Below are 20,204 nucleotides of genomic sequence, written 5' to 3'. Positions count from 1 at the left end.
CGCGGTTTGTGTGGCAAAACGATGTTTTGGCGCAGCCCAACCCTCAAGGAGAGGTCGTTCGTCGTAAATGCTCACCACACAACATTCCGATCTCGTTTGGCTCGGGAAGAGCAAGATTCCCATAACCGTGCGCCTGGTGCCGATACGGCAGCGGGGTGGGATCTGGTATCGCATGCTCATCGAGCCGCAGGGGACGAACCAGGGGGCCCTCCTCTTGAACCGCAATGGCAAGCCGCGTTCGTGGAGGGATCTGAGTGCGGCGGTGCGGTTTGTATCCCGCACCCTGCGGCATGTTCGTTCGGTGACGGTGGAGGTGGCAAGCGATGCCGCGATTCGCGATATGGATGAGGCCGACGGGGCGTGTGACGTGGATAGGTGAGATTTGTGTGTCGGGGCAAGCTTCGGGCGCACGATGGCCATCGCCCCGCCGCGTGGCGCGATCTTCCCTGGCCGGTCGGGGCAGGGCGAAACGACCGCCGCTCCCCCGAGAGCGAGGACGGGCGGCATGGGCGCCGTCCGTCCTCGCCGCCCTCCGGGCTTTAGAAAATCCCCTTCAGGGTCTTCAGCGGCTGGATTTTGATCACATTGCGCGCGGGTTTGGCCTTGAAGACCATCTCCTCCTTCGTGAAGGGATTGATCCCCTTGCGCGCGCGCGTGGCCGGCTTGCGGACCACCTTGATCTTCATGAGGCCCGCCAAGTTGAATACCCCCGGTCCCCCCTTGATATCGCGCCTTATGACGGTGACCAGTTCGTCGAATACCGCACTGACCTCCTTGCGCTTCAGGTTCGTTTTGTCCGCCAAGTGGGACAAGAGCTCCGACTTCGACATCGGTTTCTTGGTCGCTTTTTTGCTTGGGGCCTTGTTTTTCGTTGCCATGGGTGTCCTATTTGATGGTTTGGGAACAACGCCGTTAACTTAGCATAAAAAATCCCAAGGGAAAGGCGTTTTGCGTGTTTTTCCCGGGTTTGCGCCTATGACGTGCCGGATGCCGCGGTTTTCGCTATACTATCGCCGTTGATTTCTTCCGCCTCCGGCCCCATATCACGGGCGTTGGGCTAACGGTTTTTGCGAGGTTTTATGCCGATCTACGAGTATGTGTGTGATGCCTGCGGCCAGCATGCCGAGATTATGCAAAAGATAGGGGAACTGGCTACCGAGTGCCCGGCCTGTCACAAGCCGGCCCTGAAAAAGCGCATTTCGGCGCCGGGCTTTCAGCTGAAGGGGTCGGGGTGGTATGCGACGGACTTTCGCGATAAGGGCAAGGCCAAGGGCGATGACAAGGCCAAAGACGAGGCCCCGGCGGCGGCGTGCGCGGGAGGCGGCTGCGGCTGCCATTAAATGGGGCGGTTTCGGCGGTATCTGACGGCCGGCCTGCTCGTTTGGGTGCCGCTCGGGGTCACGTTCCTGGCGGTCGAATCGCTCATCGATTTCGCCAATCGTCTGCTCGGGGTGTTGCCGGCCGACATGCAGCCGGGGCACTGGCTGGGCCGTGACATCCCGGGCCTTGGCATACTGCTCGTGTTGGTCGCGGTCATCGCGACCGGGGTGGTGGCCGCCAATGTCATAGGTCAGTGGCTGCTGGCGGCAGGTGAAGCGCTGCTTGCGCGCATCCCCTTGGTGCGATCCGTGTATTCGAGCGTGAAGCAGCTCCTGGAGTCGCTCATGTCCGGGACCGGGAACTCGTTTCGCACCGTCGTTCTCGTGCCCTATCCGCACCCCGGGAGCTGGACGCTCGCGTTCCTGACCGGCGAGGGCCTGCCCGAGGCCGCCGCCCTGCTGGGTACCGACCTCGTAAGCGTGTTCGTGCCCGCGACCCCCAATCCCACCTCGGGCTTCTTTCTCATGGTCCCGAAAAAGGACATCGTGGAGTTGCGCATGAGTGTCGACGAGGGCTTGCGCATGATCCTCTCCATGGGTATGGTCGTTCCCGGCCTTCCGAGGAAGGACGCCGCCCCGGCGTCCAAGAGGGCGACGGCCTAGGGTCCTATGCGTACACATTTGAGTCGAGAATTGCCTGCGCTCGGAGCCGGCGCGGCGGTGGTGGTCTGCGGCTGGGCGCAGCGCCGGCGCGATCATGGCGGCATCCTGTTCGTGGATCTACGTGACCGCGGCGGCCTAGTCCAGGTGGTCTTCGATCCCGCCCGCCCGGAGGTGTTTGCGCGCGCCGAGGAGTTGCGCAGCGAATACGTGCTCGAGGTTAGCGGGATCTTGCGGCGACGTCCGGCGGGGACCGAGAATTCGGCACTGCCCACCGGGGCCTTCGAAATCGACGCCACCGGGCTTGTGGTCCTGAATACCGCCGATGCCTTGCCGTTTCCGCTGGACGAGCCCGACATCGGCGAGGCCGTGCGTCTCAAGTATCGCTACCTTGACCTGCGGCGCGCGGCCATGCGCGACAATTTCCATCTGCGCCATCGCCTGATTCGCGCCGCGCGCCGCTATCTCGAGGATCACGATTTCCTCGAGATCGAGACCCCCATGTTGACACGCTCCACCCCGGAAGGCGCGCGCGACTATCTCGTGCCGAGCCGTACCCACCCGGGGCACTTTTTTGCACTGCCGCAGTCGCCGCAGCTCTTCAAACAGATACTGATGGTGGCGGGCTTCGAGCGCTACTATCAGGTGACACGGTGTTTCCGCGACGAGGACCTGCGCGCCGACCGCCAGCCGGAGTTTACGCAGCTTGATATCGAGACCTCGTTTCTCGACGAGCAGGCCATCCTCGATCTCATGGAGGGACTCGTCAAGGCCGTGTTTCGCGAGACGATCGGGGTGGATATCCCGACACCCCTGCCGCGGCTCACGTTTGACGAGGCGCAGCACCGCTTTGGCAGCGACAAGCCGGATCTTCGCAACCCTCTTCAGTTTGTGGAAATATCGGATCTTGTGCGCGAGGTTGAATTCAAGGTGTTTGCCGCCGCCGCCCAGGATCCGAAGGCGCGGGTCGTGGCCATGCGCGTACCGGGCGGGGCGGATCTGTCACGCAAGGCGTTGGACGACTATGCGGCATTCGTGGCGGGATATGGCGCCAAGGGGCTTGCCTACATCAAGGTGAATGATCCGCTTGCGGAAAACGGCCTGCAGTCGCCGATCCTGAAATTCCTGGGCGGTGCCGTGGTGCGCGAGATCCTGATGCGCACGAAGGCGCAGGCGGGCGACCTGTTGTTCTTCGGGGCTGATAGCGCGCGCGTCGTGAATGAGGCGATGGGCGCCTTGCGCCTGCGCGTCGGGTCCGATCGCGGACTGGTGGCGGGGGGCTGGCAACTCCTATGGGTGGTGGATTTCCCCCTGCTCGAATACGATGAGGAGCATAAGCGCTTTCAGGCCATGCATCATCCATTCACCGCCCCGCGGTCTGATGACTTAAGCCATCTCCTGACCGATCCGGGACGGGTACGCGCACGCGCCTATGATCTGGTGCTTAACGGCACCGAGGTGGGCGGTGGCTCGATCCGTATCCACGAATCCCGGCTGCAGGAGCAGGTCTTCGGGGTGCTGGGGATCGACGCCGCCACGGCGCGCGAGAAATTCGGGTTCCTGCTCGACGCCTTGCGCTTCGGGGCGCCCCCTCACGGCGGGCTCGCGTTCGGGGTCGATCGTCTGTGCGCGCTGCTGGCGGGTGCCGAGTCGATCCGCGATGTCATTGCCTTTCCCAAGACCCAGAAGGCGACCTGCCCCCTGACCGAGGCCCCGTCGACGGTCTCCGCCCAGCAACTCGCGGACCTGGCGCTTTTGAGTACCGCCCCTCGGGCCTGATATGGCCGCCGGCGGGCCGTCGTCTTTCAAGCGACCGGAATCGGTCCTGGTGGTGATCTTTACCACCCCGGGCGAGGTATTGTTGTTGCGCCGGGCCGACCATGTCGAGTTCTGGCAGTCTGTGACCGGCAGTCTTGAGTGGTGTGAGGACGACCGGTTCGTGACGGCCTGCCGGGAGCTCTTTGAGGAGACCGGCATTATGGCCGAGACCGGTTGGCGCGATTGGGGGGTGAGTCACTGCTATGAGATCTTCCCGCAATGGCGGCACCGCTATCGTCCGGGTACCGTACACAATACCGAGCACGTCTTTTCGCTGGAGCTGCCGGAACGGGTGCCGGTCGCGCTGCGGCCCGTCGAGCATGTGGAGTACGAATGGCTCGCGTGGCCGGCGGCCGTGGCGCGAGTGACCTCGGCGAGCAACCGCTGGGCCCTGGAGGTCCTGGGTCGTGAGCGGGGATTCCTGCCCTCGTAACGAAAAAGTGGTTCTGGTGCCCGGTTTGTGGTTTGGCCGGCCGGCGCTCTGGCTGCTGGCTTGGCGGCTGCGGCGTCAGGGTCTGCGGGCGATCCTCTACCGGTATGACGCGCGCACCACGGCGTTGCCGGCGGCGCGTGAGGCGCTGGCGCGTTTCATGGCCTCGAGCGGCGCCCATCATGTCGTCGGCTACAGCCTCGGGGGCATCGTCGTCGCGGATTTTTGTCGGTATCATCCGCAGGCCTATGAGCGGGCCGTGGTTCTGGGCACGCCCTTTCGGGGGAGCCGCGCGGCGCGGCGGCTCTACCGTTGTCCCGCCTTGCGCGGATTGTTCGGGATCGCGGCCCCGGTCCTGGTCCATGGCCTGCGGCTCGGTGCGATACCGCGGCTTGGTGTAGTGACCGGCCTCAAACCATACGGTTTGGCGCGGTGTTTGTTGGCGGGAGGGGCGCACGATGGCGTCCTTCGGGCATGCGAGACCCGTTTACGGGGCGCACGCGATGCGGTAGCGTTGCCGCTGTCACATGCGGGCCTCGTCATGAGTCGTTTGAGCGCGCGCGTCATCCGCACCTATCTCGCATACGGGCGCTTTGGGGATTAAGGGGATAAGTGTATGGCCGGGCATAGCAAATGGGCCAATATTCGGTTTCGCAAGGGCGTTCAGGACGCCAAGCGCGGCAAGGTCTTCACGAAGTTGATCCGCGAGATCACGATTGCCGCACGCGTGGGCGGCGGCGACGTATCCCATAACCCGCGGCTGCGGCTCGCGATCGATCGGGCGTTGGGGCAAAACATGCCCAAGGACAATATCGAGCGGGCCATAAAGCGCGGCACGGGCGAACTGGAGGGTGCCCATTACGAGGAGATCCAGTACGAGGGTTACGGACCGGCCGGTGCCGCGGTGCTGGTGGCATGCACCACGGACAACCGCAATCGCACCGCAGGCGAGGTGCGGCATGCATTCAGCAAGCACGGCGGGAACCTGGGAACGGAGGGGTCGGTCGCCTATCTGTTCGAGAAGCGCGGCGTGCTGATGTTTCCGGATGGGGACGAGGAGGCCTTGCTGGAGGCCGCGCTGGACGCCGGCGCGGACGATATTGCGGCGGTGCCGGGCGAGGGGATCGAGGTGCTGACCGCGCCCGACAAGGTGATGAGCGTCCGCGAAGGGCTCGTGCAGCGTGGCCTCACGCCGTCTTCGGCGGAAACCGTGATTCGGCCGCTGACCGATGTGGCGCTGGCCGGCGAGGATGCGGAGCGGGTGATGAAGCTTCTGGAGGCGCTGGAGGACCTTGATGACGTCCAGACGGTCTATACCAATGCGGCCTTCATGGAGGAATCGGCTTAAGGGGGGCGCGTGATGCGCGTCTTGGGTGTGGACCCCGGATCGCGGCGCACGGGGTTTGGTATCGTCGACGATCAAGGGGGGCGGCCGGCCTATGTGGCCTGCGGCGTCGTGGTCTCGATATCCGGGACCGTGGCCGAACGCCTGCACCGGATCTTCTCCGGACTCGCCGAGGTGGTCGAGCGCTATCGGCCGGATGTATGCGCGGTGGAGAGGGTGTTCTTTGCCCGCAATCCCGATAGCGCCCTGAAGCTTGGTCAGGCGCGCGGGGCGGCGCTGGTCGCCCTTGCCGGCGCCGGCCTCGATGTCCACGAGTACACGGCCCTGCAGATCAAGAAGGCGACGGTGGGGGTGGGTCATGCCGACAAGGGTCAGGTGCAGCACATGATGCGCGCCTTGTTGGGGCTGTCGGCGCGGCCCTCGGCGGATGCCGCCGATGCCCTGGCCTGCGCCCTCTGCCACCTGCACGAGAGCCAGGGTCTCCAGTCGCGGATCCGGGCGATATCCCCATGATCGGCCGATTGCGCGGCATGGTGATAGAGCGCGCCCCCCCTCAAGTGCTTTTCGAGGTCCAGGGTGTGGCCTATGAGGTGGATCTTCCGCTCTCGACCTTCGGCGAATTGCCGGCGGCCGGGGAAGTGGTCTTGTATACGCATCTCCTGGTGCGCGAGGACGCGCACCTCCTGTATGGATTTCTCACGGCCGAGCGCCGTGCCTGGTTCCGGCTGCTCCTAAAGGTCAACGGTGTTGGTCCCCGCGTGGCCCTGGCGCTGCTGTCGGGACTCACCGACGAGGAACTGGGGGCGTGCGTGCATGACGGGAACGTGGCGCGGCTTACGCGCGTGCCAGGGATCGGCCGCAAGACCGCCGAGCGCCTGCTCGTGGAACTGAGCGGAAAGGTGCCGTCTGGCGGACGAACGGTGACAAGTCGCCGCGATGAGGCGGTCTGTGCATTGCAGACGCTCGGTTACAATGAGCGCGAGGCGCAGGCCGCGGTGGAGCGGGCCGAGAAGGTTGCGGGGCCGGCGGCCTCGGGCGAGACACTGATCCGCGAGGCACTCAGGGGAATGGTGCGATGATCGAAACCGAACGGCTGGTCTCGCTCGACGGGTCTACGCAGGAGCGCGCGCAGGAAGTCCGACTGCGCCCGCAACGCCTGGCCGATTACATCGGCCAGGCGCGTCTTCGGGAAAAGCTCGAGATCTTCCTGGCCGCTGCGCGTGCCCGCCAGGAGTCGTTGGATCATGTCCTGCTCTTTGGTCCGCCGGGGCTTGGCAAGACGACCCTCGCGCACATCATTGCCTCGGAGATGGGGGCCTCTTTGCGCCAGACCTCGGGTCCGGTGCTGGAGCGGGCCGGCGATCTGGCCGCCCTGCTCACCAACCTGAAGGCCCACGATGTCTTGTTCATCGATGAAATCCACCGCTTGAGCCCGGTGGTCGAGGAGGTGCTCTATCCGGCCATGGAGGATTTCGAGATCGATATCCTGATCGGCGAGGGCCCGGCGGCGCGCTCCATCAAACTGAATCTGCCACCCTTTACACTGATCGGCGCCACCACCCGCGCCGGGCTTCTGACCTCTCCCCTGCGCGATCGCTTCGGTATCGTCGAGCGGCTCGAGTTCTATGAGGTGGAGGATCTGGCGCGCATCGTGACACGCTCCGCGGGTCTCCTTGGGATGTCTGCCGAGGATGCCGGGGTGCGCGCCCTGGCCTCGTGCGCGCGTGGCACGCCGCGTATCGCCAACAGGCTTTTGAAGCGTGCCCGTGACTTCGCCCAGGTGCGCGGGGATGGTCTTCTGACCGAGACCGTCGCCAAGGAGGCCTTGAAGATGCTTGACGTCGATGATCGCGGTCTGGATAGTCTCGACCGCCGTCTGCTGTGGGCGGTGACCGATACTTTTCAGGGTGGTCCCGTCGGAGTCGATAATCTCGCGGCGGCCATCGGCGAGGAGCGCGGCACGATCGAAGACGTGATCGAGCCCTTTCTCATCCAGAAGGGTTATCTGATGCGCACCCCGCGCGGGCGCATGGCCACGCCCCGCGCTTACCATCTCTTCGGGTTGGCGACGCCGCCCGGGGATGGCCCGTGAGCGGCGCCGAAGCCCGGTCCCAGGCGTTCGCGATCGAACTTCGGGTGTACTACGAGGACACGGATGCCGCGGGGGTCGTGTATTACGCGAACTACCTACGCTTCATGGAGCGCGCGCGCAATGAATGGTTGCGGGCGAGGGTCGGTGGACCGCATGAACTGGCATCGAAGGCGCATGTCTTATTCGCGGTACGATCGGTGGACGTCAGGTTTCAGGCACCGGCGCGCCTGGATGATGTACTGCGCGTCACGGCCGATCCGATCTCGATCCGCGGGGCAAGCCTTGCGTTCCGGCAGGGTTGTTGGCGCGGAACGGAATGTGTGTGCGCGGGAGAGGTGGGCGTGGTCTGTGTGGATGCGCGAACCTTCGCGCCCCGCCGGTTGCCTCGTGAATTGATGCAGGTTTTGGCGGAGGCATCCGCCCCGTAAAGGAGAGTATCTTGAGAGTCGCCGCTTCCCATCAAGGGATAACCCTCTGGTCCATGGTGGACCACGCAAGCCTTGTCGTGCAGCTCATGATGTTGATTCTGCTCGTCGTCTCGGTCATATCGTGGACGATGATCTTTCGGAAATGGTTCATTCTGAAGAAGGCCTATCGGGATGCCGAGCGCTTCGAGGACACCTTCTGGCGCGGCGCGAATGTGAATCATATGTATGCGGAACTCGCGCGCAACGAGGATAAGCTCGCCGGGAACGCCAGCGTATTCGTGGCGGGCTTTCGGGAGTACACGCGACTCGAAAAGCAAAAGGGCATATTGCCCATGGACATCATCGAGGGGGTGCAGCGGGCGATGCGCGTGGCGCTGACCCGCGAAACAGACTATTTGGCCACCAACCTCTCGTTTCTTGCCACCGTGGGCTCCACGAGCCCCTATATAGGCCTGTTCGGTACGGTGTGGGGGATCATGTCGGCCTTCCAGTCCTTCGGGAACATGCAGCAGGCGACCCTGGCGCATGTGGCCCCAGGCATCTCCGAGGCCCTGGTCGCCACCGCGATGGGGCTTTTCGCGGCAATCCCCGCGGTCATTGCCTATAACCGTTACGCCGACGATACGGACCGCCTGGCATCGCGTTATGAGATATTCCTGGAAGAGTTCTCGAGCGTCTTGCAGCGTCAGGCGTATGTGGCCAAGGCCCCGACATGAGACGTTACCGCCGCCCGCGCACCCGGCTCATGAGCCAGATCAACGTCGTCCCCTATGTCGACGTCATGCTCGTGCTGCTCGTGATCTTCATGATCACGGCACCGGTATTGAAGCGCGGCGTCAAGGTCAAGCTTCCGCAGGCGGCGGCGCGCGCGATTCCCAATCCCCATCGCGCGGTATTGATCGTCACGGTCGATGCCGCCGGGCGGTACTTTCTTGACGGGCATCCTGTTACACCCAAGGCATTGGAGCAACGTACGCGCCGCCTCTTGCGGCTGCGCCCGCATACACCGATCCTGATTCGCGGGGACCGGGCCGTGCCGTATCAGGATGTGGTGGCGGCCATGGTGCTTTTGCAGCAGGCCGGCGCCCCGAGCGTGGGACTTATGACCAAGACCCGCGGACACTGATCATGGCCGGCCGGACCCGAGAAGCGCCGGGACGCACGCGCGCAGCCGTCTATGCGCTGCTCGTACATCTGGCGGTGATCGCGTTTCTGGTGGTGAGTTTTCGTTGGAGCGAGCTCGATACCTCCTATGTCGTAAAGACCGGTCCCCATGTGATCCACGCTTTTATGGTCGGCCCCCGCCCGGCGCTTCGCCCCACACCACCTATTCCGCAGCCGCGCGTGGCCCCGCCGGCCCCCCGACCCGCGGTCCACAAGGGTCCGTCCAAGGCCCAGCTCGCGGCCCAGCGCGCCCGCCAAAAGGCGCTACGGGAGGCGCGCGCAAAGGCGCAGGCTGTGGCCCGTGCCCAGGCAGCCGCCAAGGCTAAGGCCGAGGCCAGGGCCCAAGCTGAGGCCAGGGCCCAAGCTGAGGCCAGGGCCCAGGCCGTGGCCAGGGCCCAGGCGCTCGCCAAGGCTAAGGCCAGGGCGCAGGCCGAGGCCCGCGCCCGCGCCGAACAAGCCGCGCGGGCGGCTGCCCACAAGCGCCTGAAGGCGCAGGAACGGGCGGCCGCCGTGCGTGCGCGCGCGAAATTGCAGCGCGAGGTCGCGCAGGCGGCGGCGCGTGCCCGGCAGAGGGCCGCCGCCCGGGCCGCCGCCGCGGCCCGAGGGGTCGTGAGTCGTTACAAGGCGCTCATAGAGGCGCGAGTGAGTGCGGCCTGGGTCGCCGTTCCGCAATCCAAGGGGCTGCACTGCACCGTAAGGGTTCGGCTCATAGCCGGGGGGCAGGTCGTGAGCGCCCGTATCGTTCAGGGGAGCGGTAACTCCGTGTTCGACCGTTCCGTGATTGCGGCGATCTATAATGCCGCACCGTTGCCGGTCCCACACTCGGCAACCAAGCTTCAGTACTTGAACCCGTTGACTTTCGTCTTTACGGCACCAAAGGGATCTTCGCCATGAATCGTCTCGGATCGGGTTTCGCAGTTCTATTGACCATATTGGCGACCATGCCGCTTACGGCACGGGCCGTCACGATTCACATCAACCACGGCTACGGGCAAAAATTCCCGATCGCCATCGTGCCTTTCAAGGGCGAGAAGGCTTGGCCCCAGAACCTCCGGCCGTCCGTGGTCATTGCCAAGGATCTCGATGGCAGCGGATGGTTTGATGTTCTGCCAAGCCGCGATTATCTGGCCAAACCTCACCACGACCGCCAGGTCGAGGGTCATTTCAATGACTGGCGCCTTTTGAAGGCGGCGGGCCTTTTGATCGGGCATATCGAGAGACAGCCGAATGGGCGCGTCGCTGTGGCCTTTCGGCTCTATGACGTCAATAAGGAGGCCCAGCTCAAGGCCCTGCGGTATGTCGTGGCCCCCGGTCAGCTGCGCGCCGTAGGCAATGCCATCGCCAATATCGTCTATCAGCATTGGACGGGCGTGCGCGGGGTGTTCAATACACGCATTGCGTTCATTACCATGTATCCCGACGGGCCGCCCGGCCATTTTCTCTACAAGCTCGAGGTGGCGGATGCCGAGGGGCACGGGGTGCACGTCATTCTGCGCTCGCATGAACCCATCATGTCGCCGCGCTGGTCGCCCCATGGACGGCGCCTGACCTATGTATCGTTCGCGACCGGTTGGCCGGCCGTGTATGTGCAGGACGTCGCCACGGGACACATCCGACGAGTGGCCGCTTTTCATGGGCTGAACGGTGCGCCATCGTTTGCTCCGGATGGCACCCACCTGGCGTTGTCCTTGTCGAAGACCGGGTATCCCGAGATCTATGTGATGAATCTGGTGACCGGACGGCTGCGCCAACTCACCTTCGGCCCGAGCATCAACACCGAGCCTGCCTGGTCACCGCACGGCGGCCATATCGTGTTTACATCGAACCGCAGCGGTGGACCTCAAATCTATGAAATGACCGCCGATGGGGGCCATAAGCGGCGCCTGACCTTCCGCGGTCGTTACAATGCCGGTGCGTCGTTTTCCCCCAATGGCAAATGGCTGACGCTGGTAAGTCGACGCGCGGGCCAGTATCATGCAGCGGTGTTTGAGCTGGCGGACTCGACCCTGGAGATTCTGACTGCCACAAGCCTTGATGAATCCCCGACGTTTGCACCAAACGGGCAGGAAATACTCTATAGCACGGTGGTTGGGGGGCATAGGGTTCTGGCCACGGTTTCACTAAACGGGCGCGGGCATCGTATACTAGGGTTAAGAGGGGGGGATGTCACTGATCCTGCATGGTCGCCATTTCGTCACCCGTGACTACTATCAATGGTTAAAGGAAAGGAGTGGTGTAATGAAAATGAATAAAGGCATGCTCGTCGCAGTCGGGCTCGCCGCTCTGGCGGGTTGCGCGGGCAAAGAGGCAGTAAAGCCGCATGCGGCGTCGGCCACGGCATCGCGCGGTATGACCCAGGCAAGCGGCGCGGGGCAGGGTAGCAGCATGCAGGGGGCTGGGATGGCCAGCGCCCATAAAGGCCCGACCCTGAACAGCTTTTCTCACATGGTGCATTTCCGTACCAATAGCTCGGCGATCAGTGGCCCGAACCGCAAGATCGTAAAAGAGAACGCCAGCTATCTCGAGGCTCATCCCAACGTGCGCGTGCGCCTGGAAGGCAATACCGACGAGCGTGGCACGGCGCAGTACAACATGGCGCTCGGCTGGCGCCGCGCCGACGCCGTAAAGCACATGCTCGAGGTCCTGGGCGTGTCCGGTAGCCAGCTTGCGACGATCTCCTTTGGGAAGTCGCGCCCGCTGGCTCTGGGCCACAATCCGCAGGCGTGGGCCAAGAATCGCCGCGTCTATTTCAACTACAAGTATTTCGCTAGCAAGTAGGCCTCATGGGCGCGCGGTCCGGGGTTCTTTGGGGGACAGCGCTGGCGTTGGCGGGGATCATTGTGGTCCCCGCTGTCGCTCATGACCGCGAACCGCCCATCATCTCCATCCCCACCAATGGGGCGAATCCGTCCTCGCGAGCGGGCCTCCTGAGTCTTCTGGAGACGCTGCGTGGGATACGCGAGCAGCTTCGCAGTATCGAGAATCAAGTCGAGATCGAAAACCACAGAATTAGTCGCCTGCGTCAGCAGCAGCAGGCATTTTTTGGCCATTTTGATCGGCGACTGCGCGATCTTCAGGCCGGGAAGGCCGCACCGGGGGCGCCACCGAGCCCGCCGGCTGTGACAGCGCCCCAGGCCGTACCGGGGTCTGGTGCCGCGGGTGGCGGGGCGGGGATCGTCGTCATTCCTCCGGACAACAATGCCGCGGCCGCGCCGCCTGCAACCGGCAAGGGCGCGCCGGCGAGTGCATCGACCGCCGGTTCGCAGCCGTCGACCAGCGCGGGGTCAGCCGTGAGCAGTCAGCACAAGCCGGCCAAGGAGATGTACAACAAGGCCTTCAATCTTTTGCGGACCGGGCGTTACCGACACGCGGTCGCCGCGTTTCAGGCCTTCCTGCAGGCTTATCCAAAAGACAAGCGGGCGGCCAAGGCCCAATATTGGGTGGCGGAGACGGACTATGTGGAGCGCGATTATCCCCATGCCGAGAAGGCCTTCAAGACGCTTGTGACGCGGTATCCAAAGAGCAGGAAGGTGCCGAACGCGCTTTTGAAGATGGGCTATATCGCCAAATGGCAGGGGCACCCGAACAAGGCACGGACCATCTGGAAGGCGCTGATCGCCCAATACCCGAAGGCCATGGCGGCCCAGGTTGCGCACAATTCCCTGACGAATCTCGGGACCAAGGGAAAGAAATAAGGGATTCCGGGGCGATCATCGCATCGCGCATGGGGTCGCGGTAGAATAAGTCCATGCTGCGGGACCTCCGTATCACCGAAATCTTCTATTCCCTGCAGGGAGAGGCCCGTACCGTCGGCTGGCCTACGGTGTTTGTGCGCCTTACCGGCTGTCCGTTGCGCTGTCGTTACTGCGATACGACCTATGCCTTTCACGGAGGGGAGCGCCGCTCGGTCGAGAGCATCCTTGAGGAAGTGAGCCATTACTCCCCGCGCTTCGTGACCGTGACCGGCGGCGAGCCGCTGGCGCAGCCCACCGTTTTGCCGCTGTTACAAGGGCTCTGTGATCGGGGTTATGAGGTCTCGCTCGAGACGAGTGGGGCGCTGGCCACGCACGACGTCGATCCGCGGGTGGCCGTGGTGCTCGATCTGAAGACGCCGGGTTCCGGGGAGTCGGCACGCAATGCCTACGAGAACATCGAGCGGTTGCGTGCCATTGATCAGGTGAAGTTCGTGATCACTAACGCAGATGACTACGAGTGGTCGCGGGGGATCGTGGAGCAGTATGGCCTTGCCGGCCGCTGCGATGTGCTGTTCTCCCCGGTCCATGACGGCCTCGCGCCGCGCGAGCTCGCTGATTGGATATTGCGCGACCGGCTCCCGGTGCGTTTTCAGATCCAGCTGCACAAGGTCTTGTGGGGGGATGTCCGTGGCCGATGACAAAAAGGCCGTCGTTCTACTATCCGGTGGCCTTGATTCGGCAACGACACTGGCCCTTGCGCGCGAACAGGGGTTTCAGTGTCACGCGCTGTCGTTCGACTATGGGCAGCGCCACAAGGGTGAGTTGAAGGCGGCCGCCTCGGTCGCTGTCGCAGGCGGTGCCCACGAGCACAGGGTTGCCACCTTGGGTGTCGGTTTTATTGGCGGGTCGGCCCTGACCGACCTTGGGCTAGCCGTACCCCAGGCGCCTACGACCGGTATTCCTGTGACCTATGTACCAGCCCGCAACACGGTGTTTCTGGCGGTTGCCCTCGGCTGGGCCGAGGTGCTCGGCGCCCGCGATCTCTTTATCGGTGTCAATGCCGTCGACTACTCCGGTTATCCCGACTGCCGACCAGAGTATCTGGCGGCGTTCGAGACGCTCGCCAATCTTGCCACCCGGGCCGGTGTCGAGGGGGGGCGATTTCATATCCGCGCGCCCTTGTTGCGTCTTACGAAGGCCGAGATCATCCGCGCCGGCCTCGACCTTGGCGTCGATTACGGGCTGACCCTTTCGTGTTATGCCCCGAATGATGCCGGGCGGGTCTGCGGGACCTGTGATGCCTGCCGCCTGCGTGCCAAGGGTTTTGCCGAGGCGGGTGTTCCGGACCCGGCGATCGTGATTTGACAGGGGTTGCGGCAATCACAATAATGACCGGCTTTTGGGGCCGTTAGCTCAGTCGGTAGAGCATCTGACTTTTAATCAGGTGGTCGCTGGTTCGAACCCAGCACGGCCCACCATATAAAACAGCAAGTTAGGAGTTAGTATCCCCTCACAAAAACACAATTGGCTAGCAGATTGGCTAGCCTTTTGCGCAGTGCCCTAAGGCTCTTCCGGGTTTCGTGTGGGTAGCCCATAAAAGTCTCATGACGGACACCCTGCTGGATAAAGGTCAAGCTTCCCGCAATGGAAGAGAATCGCGATGCGATATTGGGTGAAATTCCGATAGCCGCGGGCGTTGGCTTTGAGGAGTTGGATCTGGGCATTCATGCCCTCTGCGGCGGCGTAGGGGAACGATGTTTCGTGGTGGCGAGTAACCCCGGCAGATGGCGCTTAAGAGTCTTCGCGGCGGCCATGATGGGCGGTAGTCGCGAGTGGGTTGCCCAGAAGTACCAACGGTCGAAAAACTTGTGGGCCGATCCGGTATACCGGTAATCCCAGAAGTCGGAGAACGCCTCCTTGATGGCCCAGGCACGGCCCACTTTCAGCGCATCGACTTTGAGTGTCTGGAAACGCTCACGCTGGCGATCTGGCCGATCCGGTATACCGGTAATCCCAGAAGTCGGAGAACGCCTCCTTGATGGCCCAGGCACGGCCCACTTTCAGCGCATCGACTTTGAGTGTCTGGAAACGCTCACGCTGGCGATCTGTCCAGTTCAATGGGTTCTTCAGCCAAAGATATCGGGTCTTCGTGAGCGTCTCCTCGCCCTGGGCTTGGAGTTCTCGGTGCTCGCGCCGACGCACGAGATCAACCGCCTTGTTCAATTCCTTCGCGCAGTGGAACTTGTCATGTACGATCAGGGCTTGCGGAGCCGCTACGCGGGTGGCTTCAAGATAAGGCACCCACATATCCATGGCCACCGCGGAAAGCCCTAGGCGTTGAGGCTCAGGAATCGCTGTCCAGAGCGTATTGGCGGCCTCCCGGGTGCGTTCGGGCACCACCTCAAGCACTCGTCGGCCCTCGAGGTCGTGCAGCACCGAGACGTAATCGTGACCCTTGCCGAAGCTCTTCTCGTCAAGGCCGGCGTAGCGCAACCCTTCCAACGATCGCCGTGCCACGCCGCGTGTGACTGCACGGCCCATGACCCGGTCCACCTGGTCCCAGGAGAGTGCCGTCAGCCATTGGGCTTGCACCTTGCTGCGCACCGCTTGCAACACCTGAATGGCATAGGCTCCAAAGAGTTCGGTAAAGCGACTCCCGTCCTCGGCCCAGACGACCGGGATCTGTTGGGCCCCACACTTCAGACAGTTGACCCGCGGGACGTCAGCCTCGATGAAGGTCTTCCATTGCATCGTATTCAGATGACGCCAGCGTCGCGGACGGGTATCGTAACCGGGGACCACGGCCTCACACTCAGGGCAGTGTAGCGGCACGTCTGGCGGCCACCCCACGCGCACCGTAATCTCACCCAGCGGCGTATCCCTTGAGGCTTCTTGTACCGCCACTGCCGTGACTCGCCACGGCGCCGTAAATCCCAAGAGCTTTTGGTACAGTTCAGTGTCACGCATAGGGGTACCATACTTGCCTGCGGGGGCGCCTGATGCAAGCCCAATACCCTCCTTACCCACACGAAAGCCTGAAGACCCTGCCCTAACAACCCACCAAAACATTATCGCTTCAGCCGTCGCCAGAGGGTGGCGCCACTCATGCCGACCGCTGCGGCCGCGTCGTGTAGACTTCGTCCACGCTCCATCAGTTTTCTTGCTTTGGCGACAAGTCGTTCATCGTTATGACGCGGACGTCCACCACCGTTACGTCCATTTCGGCGTCTAGCCTCCTGTATGGCGTCTTGGTACTGCTTGGTGATGTTGCTATAAGCAAGGATCCGAACCCCTAGTTCCAATTCAAAAGTGGCCCAAGGGAAGGGATAGGCGGCCCACCACTCTCTGGTCGGTGGTTCGATTTTTGTCATCTGGATTACTTTCTCAAGAGCCTCATCGCTAACGGTGGCTCGAATCTGGACCATCTCTGCTACAAATAATGCCTTGACGCTTACGCGAATGAACCCACCCCTGCTCACGCAAACGGACCCGCCCACGGCCGTTGACGGCATGCGCTAGTCATCCCGGATTTCCTTCGGGTCCTACGGCATTCCTGCTCGTCGTGCATTGACCCGCCCCTGGTTCCCGGCATCCTCTCTGCCAGGATTCCTGGCGATAGGGGGGAAAGCCACAATGCCCACGGCACGATGCGCCGCCTGCAGGCGGTCCTTTCGGGTGCGTCCACAAGTCCGCGCCCAACGCTATTGTTCGGCACCGGCCTGTCAGTGCATACGGCGCAAGCGCTGGCAAAGTGCCAAGCGTCGCACCGACCCCGATTATCGTGAGAACCAGGCGCGCGCCCAAGAGGCTTGGCGGGACCGCCATCCGGACTATTGGCGGACTTACCGAAAGACCCATGACGCCTATACCCGCGATAATCGCGATAAACAGGCCCGCCGCGACCAGAGTCGCCGTCTTGCAAAGATGGGCGTGTCAACGGCCAATATCCCTGTTGTTTCCGGTCGTTACCGGCTTTCTCCTGCCCCAGGCAACGATCTTGCAAAGAGTGACGCGTGCACGGTGGAATTGACCGTATTGTCAAGGGGTTAGAGATTTTTGGTCGTCTTCATCGCGATCTTGCAAAGAGAGGACGTGATAGGCATTCGCGGGCTAGGCGGGTACCGTTTTCGTCATGGATACCGTCGCCCCCGTACTGGAAGTCGATCTCCACCGCCTTGACCTGCGGTTTCTCGACGCCCGCCTGCAGGAACCGCGGGCGGTTGAGGTGCTGGCCCGGTCGATTGAGCAGAGCGGCCAACTCCTGCCATGCATCGTGGTGCGCGACGAGAGCGGCGACCGCCTGATCCTCATCGACGGTTACCGGCGCATCCTGGCCCTGCGCCGACTCGGGCGTGACACCGCGTGTGTGGAATCCTGGGCGTGCGATCTCGCCCAAGCCTTGCTGACCGTGCTCGCGCGTGTTCACGGTCGACCGTTAGCGGCCCTCGAAGAAGCGTTGCTGCTGCGAGAACTCGTGCACGGCCAGGGTCTGAGCGAGCGCGAGGTGGCGCGCCGCAGTGGTCGCGATGTGAGTTGGGTCAGCCGACGGCTGGCGCTCGTCTGCGGTCTGCCCGACGGACTGCTGGATGCGGTACGCAAGGGTACGGTATCCACCTGGGCGGCTACGCGGGTGTTGGCGCCGTTGGCGCGCGCCAACACCGACCATGCGACTCAATTGTTGAGCGCGCTCGATTCGACCCTCTTGTCCAGCCGGGACCTTCAGACTTGGTTCCAACATTATCGGACGGCCCCGCGGGCCGCCCGTGAGCACATGGTGTCTCACCCGCGCCTCTTCATTCAAAGCCTGCACGCTCGCGACGAGCAGCGTGCCGATGCGGGTGTGCGCGAAGGCCCGGAAGGGCAGTGCCTAGCCGATGTCCGGCAACTGCTCGCTTTGATCAAGCGACTGCGCCCGTGCTGGTCAATAGGAGACCCGCCCGTGTTCCCCGAGCCCTTACAGAAGGCTCTGAGAGGCCTGCGCATCGCCCTCAATACCCTGCAGGCCGACCTAGCCAGGAGTCTCGACCCATGACCCCCAGCCAGATCCGTGATGCCGTCCGCACCCTGCAAGCCCAAGGCCAGAGCCGACGCGAAATCAGTCGGCTGCTGAAGCTATCGCGCAATACCGTTCGCCGGATACTGCGCGCCCCGCTGGCAGAGGGGGAGAAGGAACGGCAGAAGCTCGGTGTGACCCGCACCTATTTGCAATCCGCCTTCGCGCGCGCCCAAGGCAACGTGGTGCGCGTTCAGCAACTACTTGCCGCTGAGTACGATCTCACGATCTCTTATAGCACGTATAGCACGTTGACGCGTTGGGTCCGGGAAGCGGGGCTACGCACGCCGCCCGTGCGCGCGGGGAATACACCTTCGGCCCGGGCGAGGAAATGCAACATGACACCTCGCCTCACCGCGTGACCCTGGGTGACAAGACCGTAACCGCCCAGTGCGCAGGGCTCGTATTGGCCTACTCGCGCCGTCTGTTCGTTCAATATTACCCCCGCTATAGCCGCTTCGAAGCCAAGCAGTTCCTGCTTGACGCCGCGCGTTTCATGGAGGGGGTTTGCCCGATCTGCCTGATCGACAACACGAGCGTGATGCTCGCCTCCGGCGCTGGTGCAGACGCCATCATGGCCCCCGAGATGGCCGCTTTTGCGCGCACACTGGGGTTTGCCTTCCGCGCGCACCGGGTCGGGCATCCAGATCGGAAGGGACGGATCGAGAGAACGTTCTTTTTTATTGAGACCAACTTCCTGCCTGGCCGCCGCTTCACCGATTTCGACGACCTGAACCGCCAAGCGTTCGCCTGGTGCCGGGAGGGATCGGAAGGGACGGATCGAGAGAACGTTCTTTTTTATTGAGACCAACTTCCTGCCTGGCCGCCGCTTCACCGATTTCGACGACCTGAACCGCCAAGCGTTCGCCTGGTGCCGGGAGGTGGCCAATGCCAACCCGAAGCGGGTTCTGGGGATGTCGCCCGAGGCCGCCTATGTGATCGAGAAGCCAACCTTGCAACCCCTGCCCATCGCGCTGCCACCGATCTATGAGGTCTGCGATCGGGTGGTGGACCTGAGCGGGTATGTCTCGCTCGAATCGAACCGCTACTCGGTCCCCGAGCGCCTCGTGGGCCAGACCGTAACCCTCTACAAATATCCCGCCCAGGTCCACATCCACCATCGGGGCACAGCGGTAGCGATCCATTCCCGACTCATCGGTCAACGCCAGGCCCGCAGCACGGATCCGACGCATCATCCCATCCCTATTCGCGTAAGCCGCATGCCGGACATAGAAGGACCACTCTGGCGCGACAATCCGGAACTGGGAGCCTATGCGCGCGCCCTCAAGCAACGCGGCCGCGGCCGCGGGGTGCGCGCCTTGCAACGGCTGCTGACGCTCCAGCGCACTTACCCCCGAGAGCCCTTCTTGGCCGCTGTGCGGCAGGCCGCCCACTTCGGTCTGTATGACCTGGGGCGACTGGAGAAACTCATCTTGCACCAAGTGGCTGGCGAGTTTTTTGCCCTGAACGGCGATTCCTACGACGATGCGTGATCAGATCCACGAACGGCTCGCCGAACTCCGTCTTCGCGGCATGGATGCGGCCCTGAATGCGGAACTGGATCGTGCCGAGCACGAAGGCTCGCCCCCTGCAGAAGTTCTCTGGCGATTGCTGGCCGAGGAAGAAGCCCACCGCCGAGAAAAGCGCTTAGCCTACCGCCTCACGCAGGCGAAACTGCCGTGGCACTGGACTCTCGACTCGTTCCCTTTTGATCGTCAACCCGGTGTGGATCGGAGTCAGATCCGCGCCCTGGCCGGGCTCGACTTCCTGCACCGTAACGAGAATATCCTGCTTATCGGACCACTGGACTCTCGACTCGTTCCCTTTTGATCGTCAACCCGGTGTGGATCGGAGTCAGATCCGCGCCCTGGCCGGGCTCGACTTCCTGCACCGTAACGAGAATATCCTGCTTATCGGACCACCCGGTACGGGCAAGACCGGCATTGCCATCGCTCTGTTGCGCGAGGCCTGCCTCAACGGGCACGCGGGCCGCTTCTACAATGCCCAGGTGCTGCTCGACGAACTCTACGCCTCGCTCGCTGATCGTTCGACTCCGAAGCTCCTCGCGCAACTGGCCCGCTCTCAGCCCATGCTGATGGCACGCGGGCCGCTTCTACAATGCCCAGGTGCTGCTCGACGAACTCTACGCCTCGCTCGCTGATCGTTCGACTCCGAAGCTCCTCGCGCAACTGGCCCGCTC

The 20,204-nt window shown here is 63.2% G+C and carries 27 protein-coding genes, 1 tRNA gene and 1 pseudogene; 26 read left to right on the top strand and 3 right to left on the bottom strand.

The annotated features are described in order from the left end of the window. The first annotated feature begins 67 nt into the window (after positions 1-67). Positions 68-379, top strand: a complete 312-nt coding sequence (locus tag C4901_RS13920) for a hypothetical protein (protein ID WP_110137845.1) — start codon at positions 68-70, stop codon at positions 377-379. Positions 380-539: 160 nt separating this feature from the next. Here the strand turns inward: C4901_RS13920 and C4901_RS13915 are convergent, their stop codons facing one another. After that, positions 540-878 (bottom strand): HU family DNA-binding protein, encoded by a 339-nt coding sequence (locus C4901_RS13915; protein WP_110137844.1) that lies wholly within the window; start codon positions 876-878, stop codon positions 540-542. Between the two features lie 201 nt (positions 879-1,079). Here C4901_RS13915 and C4901_RS13910 point away from each other — a divergent pair, with 201 nt between their 5' ends. The 19 genes from C4901_RS13910 (at position 1,080) to C4901_RS13820 (ending at position 14,429) form a co-directional block, all read left to right on the top strand. Continuing rightward, positions 1,080-1,340, top strand: a complete 261-nt coding sequence (locus C4901_RS13910) for an FmdB family zinc ribbon protein (protein ID WP_110137843.1) — start codon at positions 1,080-1,082, stop codon at positions 1,338-1,340. Further along, on the top strand, positions 1,341-1,982 hold the full coding sequence (locus tag C4901_RS13905) for a DUF502 domain-containing protein (RefSeq protein ID WP_110137842.1): 642 nt from the start codon (positions 1,341-1,343) through the stop codon (positions 1,980-1,982). Between the two features lie 6 nt (positions 1,983-1,988). Next, a complete protein-coding gene (gene aspS / locus C4901_RS13900) occupies positions 1,989-3,758 on the top strand; it encodes an aspartate--tRNA ligase (RefSeq protein ID WP_110137841.1) in 1,770 nt (589 codons plus the stop codon). Position 3,759: 1 nt separating this feature from the next. Beyond that, positions 3,760-4,230 carry a dihydroneopterin triphosphate diphosphatase gene (nudB, locus tag C4901_RS13895; protein ID WP_110137840.1) on the top strand — a complete coding sequence of 157 codons (471 nt, stop codon included), beginning with the start codon at positions 3,760-3,762 and terminating at the stop codon, positions 4,228-4,230. Beyond that, the gene (locus C4901_RS13890; protein ID WP_145960744.1) at positions 4,205-4,831 is read left to right on the top strand and encodes a triacylglycerol lipase; all 627 of its coding nucleotides are present in this window, start codon (positions 4,205-4,207) and stop codon (positions 4,829-4,831) included. The genes nudB and C4901_RS13890 overlap by 26 nt, the downstream gene beginning before the upstream one ends. A 12-nt stretch (positions 4,832-4,843) precedes the next feature. Beyond that, positions 4,844-5,575 carry a YebC/PmpR family DNA-binding transcriptional regulator gene (locus C4901_RS13885; RefSeq protein ID WP_110137838.1) on the top strand — a complete coding sequence of 244 codons (732 nt, stop codon included), beginning with the start codon at positions 4,844-4,846 and terminating at the stop codon, positions 5,573-5,575. Between the two features lie 12 nt (positions 5,576-5,587). Next, on the top strand, positions 5,588-6,085 hold the full coding sequence (gene ruvC / locus C4901_RS13880) for a crossover junction endodeoxyribonuclease RuvC (protein ID WP_110137837.1): 498 nt from the start codon (positions 5,588-5,590) through the stop codon (positions 6,083-6,085). Then, entirely contained in the window at positions 6,082-6,651 is a 570-nt protein-coding gene (ruvA, locus tag C4901_RS13875) for a Holliday junction branch migration protein RuvA (RefSeq protein ID WP_110137836.1), read from the top strand. The genes ruvC and ruvA overlap by 4 nt, the downstream gene beginning before the upstream one ends. Beyond that, positions 6,648-7,664 (top strand): Holliday junction branch migration DNA helicase RuvB, encoded by a 1,017-nt coding sequence (ruvB, locus tag C4901_RS13870; RefSeq protein ID WP_110137835.1) that lies wholly within the window; start codon positions 6,648-6,650, stop codon positions 7,662-7,664. Before ruvA ends, ruvB begins: the two co-directional genes overlap by 4 nt. Beyond that, positions 7,661-8,092 carry a tol-pal system-associated acyl-CoA thioesterase gene (gene ybgC / locus C4901_RS13865; protein ID WP_110137834.1) on the top strand — a complete coding sequence of 144 codons (432 nt, stop codon included), beginning with the start codon at positions 7,661-7,663 and terminating at the stop codon, positions 8,090-8,092. The genes ruvB and ybgC overlap by 4 nt, the downstream gene beginning before the upstream one ends. 53 nt (positions 8,093-8,145) lie before the next feature. After that, positions 8,146-8,808, top strand: a complete 663-nt coding sequence (gene tolQ / locus C4901_RS13860; protein WP_110137833.1) for a protein TolQ — start codon at positions 8,146-8,148, stop codon at positions 8,806-8,808. After that, positions 8,805-9,218 carry a protein TolR gene (gene tolR / locus C4901_RS13855; protein WP_110137832.1) on the top strand — a complete coding sequence of 138 codons (414 nt, stop codon included), beginning with the start codon at positions 8,805-8,807 and terminating at the stop codon, positions 9,216-9,218. Before tolQ ends, tolR begins: the two co-directional genes overlap by 4 nt. Before the next feature lie 2 nt (positions 9,219-9,220). Continuing rightward, positions 9,221-10,150 (top strand): cell envelope integrity protein TolA, encoded by a 930-nt coding sequence (gene tolA, locus C4901_RS13850; RefSeq protein ID WP_110137831.1) that lies wholly within the window; start codon positions 9,221-9,223, stop codon positions 10,148-10,150. Continuing rightward, entirely contained in the window at positions 10,147-11,460 is a 1,314-nt protein-coding gene (gene tolB, locus C4901_RS13845; protein WP_110137830.1) for a Tol-Pal system beta propeller repeat protein TolB, read from the top strand. Before tolA ends, tolB begins: the two co-directional genes overlap by 4 nt. Then, complete coding sequence (locus C4901_RS13840) at positions 11,420-12,034, top strand: OmpA family protein (protein WP_110137829.1); 615 nt, start codon at positions 11,420-11,422, stop codon at positions 12,032-12,034. The genes tolB and C4901_RS13840 overlap by 41 nt, the downstream gene beginning before the upstream one ends. A 5-nt stretch (positions 12,035-12,039) precedes the next feature. Further along, positions 12,040-12,951: a tol-pal system protein YbgF gene (ybgF, locus tag C4901_RS13835; protein WP_110137828.1), complete on the top strand. Its 912-nt coding sequence runs from the start codon at positions 12,040-12,042 to the stop codon at positions 12,949-12,951. A 53-nt stretch (positions 12,952-13,004) separates the two neighbouring features. Then, complete coding sequence (gene queE / locus C4901_RS13830; RefSeq protein ID WP_110137827.1) at positions 13,005-13,649, top strand: 7-carboxy-7-deazaguanine synthase QueE; 645 nt, start codon at positions 13,005-13,007, stop codon at positions 13,647-13,649. Further along, positions 13,639-14,316, top strand: coding sequence for a 7-cyano-7-deazaguanine synthase QueC (gene queC / locus C4901_RS13825; RefSeq protein WP_205736031.1), 678 nt, complete (start codon positions 13,639-13,641; stop codon positions 14,314-14,316). The genes queE and queC overlap by 11 nt, the downstream gene beginning before the upstream one ends. A 37-nt stretch (positions 14,317-14,353) precedes the next feature. Further along, a tRNA-Lys gene (locus C4901_RS13820) sits at positions 14,354-14,429 on the top strand. A gap of 124 nt (positions 14,430-14,553) precedes the next feature. On the opposite strand, the pseudogene C4901_RS19565 reads toward C4901_RS13820, so the two are convergent. Next, positions 14,554-14,891 (bottom strand): annotated as a pseudogene (locus C4901_RS19565) (transposase). Between the two features lie 34 nt (positions 14,892-14,925). After that, positions 14,926-15,918, bottom strand: a complete 993-nt coding sequence (locus C4901_RS13805; protein ID WP_168185748.1) for an ISL3 family transposase — start codon at positions 15,916-15,918, stop codon at positions 14,926-14,928. A gap of 1,165 nt (positions 15,919-17,083) precedes the next feature. On the opposite strand from C4901_RS13805, the gene C4901_RS13795 reads away from it, so the two are divergent. The 6 genes from C4901_RS13795 (at position 17,084) to C4901_RS13775 (ending at position 20,165) form a co-directional block, all read left to right on the top strand. Then, positions 17,084-17,983 (top strand): ParB N-terminal domain-containing protein, encoded by a 900-nt coding sequence (locus C4901_RS13795; protein WP_110137291.1) that lies wholly within the window; start codon positions 17,084-17,086, stop codon positions 17,981-17,983. After that, a complete protein-coding gene (locus tag C4901_RS19560) occupies positions 17,980-18,366 on the top strand; it encodes a helix-turn-helix domain-containing protein (RefSeq protein WP_168185777.1) in 387 nt (128 codons plus the stop codon). Before C4901_RS13795 ends, C4901_RS19560 begins: the two co-directional genes overlap by 4 nt. A 44-nt stretch (positions 18,367-18,410) precedes the next feature. Further along, a complete protein-coding gene (locus C4901_RS13790; RefSeq protein ID WP_240611775.1) occupies positions 18,411-18,809 on the top strand; it encodes a hypothetical protein in 399 nt (132 codons plus the stop codon). Between the two features lie 76 nt (positions 18,810-18,885). Then, a complete protein-coding gene (locus C4901_RS13785; RefSeq protein WP_205736030.1) occupies positions 18,886-19,497 on the top strand; it encodes a hypothetical protein in 612 nt (203 codons plus the stop codon). Next, entirely contained in the window at positions 19,490-19,834 is a 345-nt protein-coding gene (locus C4901_RS18690; protein ID WP_370445933.1) for an ATP-binding protein, read from the top strand. The genes C4901_RS13785 and C4901_RS18690 overlap by 8 nt, the downstream gene beginning before the upstream one ends. 13 nt (positions 19,835-19,847) lie before the next feature. Continuing rightward, a complete protein-coding gene (locus tag C4901_RS13775) occupies positions 19,848-20,165 on the top strand; it encodes an ATP-binding protein (protein ID WP_370445932.1) in 318 nt (105 codons plus the stop codon). The last annotated feature ends 39 nt before the right edge of the window (positions 20,166-20,204 follow it).

The organism is Acidiferrobacter sp. SPIII_3 (assembly GCF_003184265.1).
GTDB lineage: Bacteria > Pseudomonadota > Gammaproteobacteria > Acidiferrobacterales > Acidiferrobacteraceae > Acidiferrobacter.
Note: the sequence above shows the minus strand (reverse complement) of the source record. Positions and strands in the feature narration are given on the sequence as shown.

Bases quoted from the DNA above. Each gene is read 5' to 3' on its own strand.
- C4901_RS13920 (WP_110137845.1), top strand. From the start codon at position 68: ATGCTCACCACACAACATTCCGATCTCGTTTGGCTCGGGAAGAGCAAG.
- C4901_RS13915 (WP_110137844.1), bottom strand. From the start codon at position 878: ATGGCAACGAAAAACAAGGCCCCAAGCAAAAAAGCGACCAAGAAACCG.
- C4901_RS13910 (WP_110137843.1), top strand. From the start codon at position 1,080: ATGCCGATCTACGAGTATGTGTGTGATGCCTGCGGCCAGCATGCCGAG.
- C4901_RS13905 (WP_110137842.1), top strand. From the start codon at position 1,341: ATGGGGCGGTTTCGGCGGTATCTGACGGCCGGCCTGCTCGTTTGGGTG.
- aspS (WP_110137841.1), top strand. From the start codon at position 1,989: ATGCGTACACATTTGAGTCGAGAATTGCCTGCGCTCGGAGCCGGCGCG.
- nudB (WP_110137840.1), top strand. From the start codon at position 3,760: ATGGCCGCCGGCGGGCCGTCGTCTTTCAAGCGACCGGAATCGGTCCTG.
- C4901_RS13885 (WP_110137838.1), top strand. From the start codon at position 4,844: ATGGCCGGGCATAGCAAATGGGCCAATATTCGGTTTCGCAAGGGCGTT.
- ruvC (WP_110137837.1), top strand. From the start codon at position 5,588: ATGCGCGTCTTGGGTGTGGACCCCGGATCGCGGCGCACGGGGTTTGGT.
- ruvA (WP_110137836.1), top strand. From the start codon at position 6,082: ATGATCGGCCGATTGCGCGGCATGGTGATAGAGCGCGCCCCCCCTCAA.
- ruvB (WP_110137835.1), top strand. From the start codon at position 6,648: ATGATCGAAACCGAACGGCTGGTCTCGCTCGACGGGTCTACGCAGGAG.
- tolQ (WP_110137833.1), top strand. From the start codon at position 8,146: ATGGTGGACCACGCAAGCCTTGTCGTGCAGCTCATGATGTTGATTCTG.
- tolR (WP_110137832.1), top strand. From the start codon at position 8,805: ATGAGACGTTACCGCCGCCCGCGCACCCGGCTCATGAGCCAGATCAAC.
- tolA (WP_110137831.1), top strand. From the start codon at position 9,221: ATGGCCGGCCGGACCCGAGAAGCGCCGGGACGCACGCGCGCAGCCGTC.
- tolB (WP_110137830.1), top strand. From the start codon at position 10,147: ATGAATCGTCTCGGATCGGGTTTCGCAGTTCTATTGACCATATTGGCG.
- C4901_RS13840 (WP_110137829.1), top strand. From the start codon at position 11,420: ATGTCACTGATCCTGCATGGTCGCCATTTCGTCACCCGTGACTACTAT.
- ybgF (WP_110137828.1), top strand. From the start codon at position 12,040: ATGGGCGCGCGGTCCGGGGTTCTTTGGGGGACAGCGCTGGCGTTGGCG.
- queE (WP_110137827.1), top strand. From the start codon at position 13,005: ATGCTGCGGGACCTCCGTATCACCGAAATCTTCTATTCCCTGCAGGGA.
- C4901_RS13805 (WP_168185748.1), bottom strand. From the start codon at position 15,918: ATGCGTGACACTGAACTGTACCAAAAGCTCTTGGGATTTACGGCGCCG.
- C4901_RS13795 (WP_110137291.1), top strand. From the start codon at position 17,084: ATGGATACCGTCGCCCCCGTACTGGAAGTCGATCTCCACCGCCTTGAC.
- C4901_RS19560 (WP_168185777.1), top strand. From the start codon at position 17,980: ATGACCCCCAGCCAGATCCGTGATGCCGTCCGCACCCTGCAAGCCCAA.
- C4901_RS18690 (WP_370445933.1), top strand. From the start codon at position 19,490: ATGCGTGATCAGATCCACGAACGGCTCGCCGAACTCCGTCTTCGCGGC.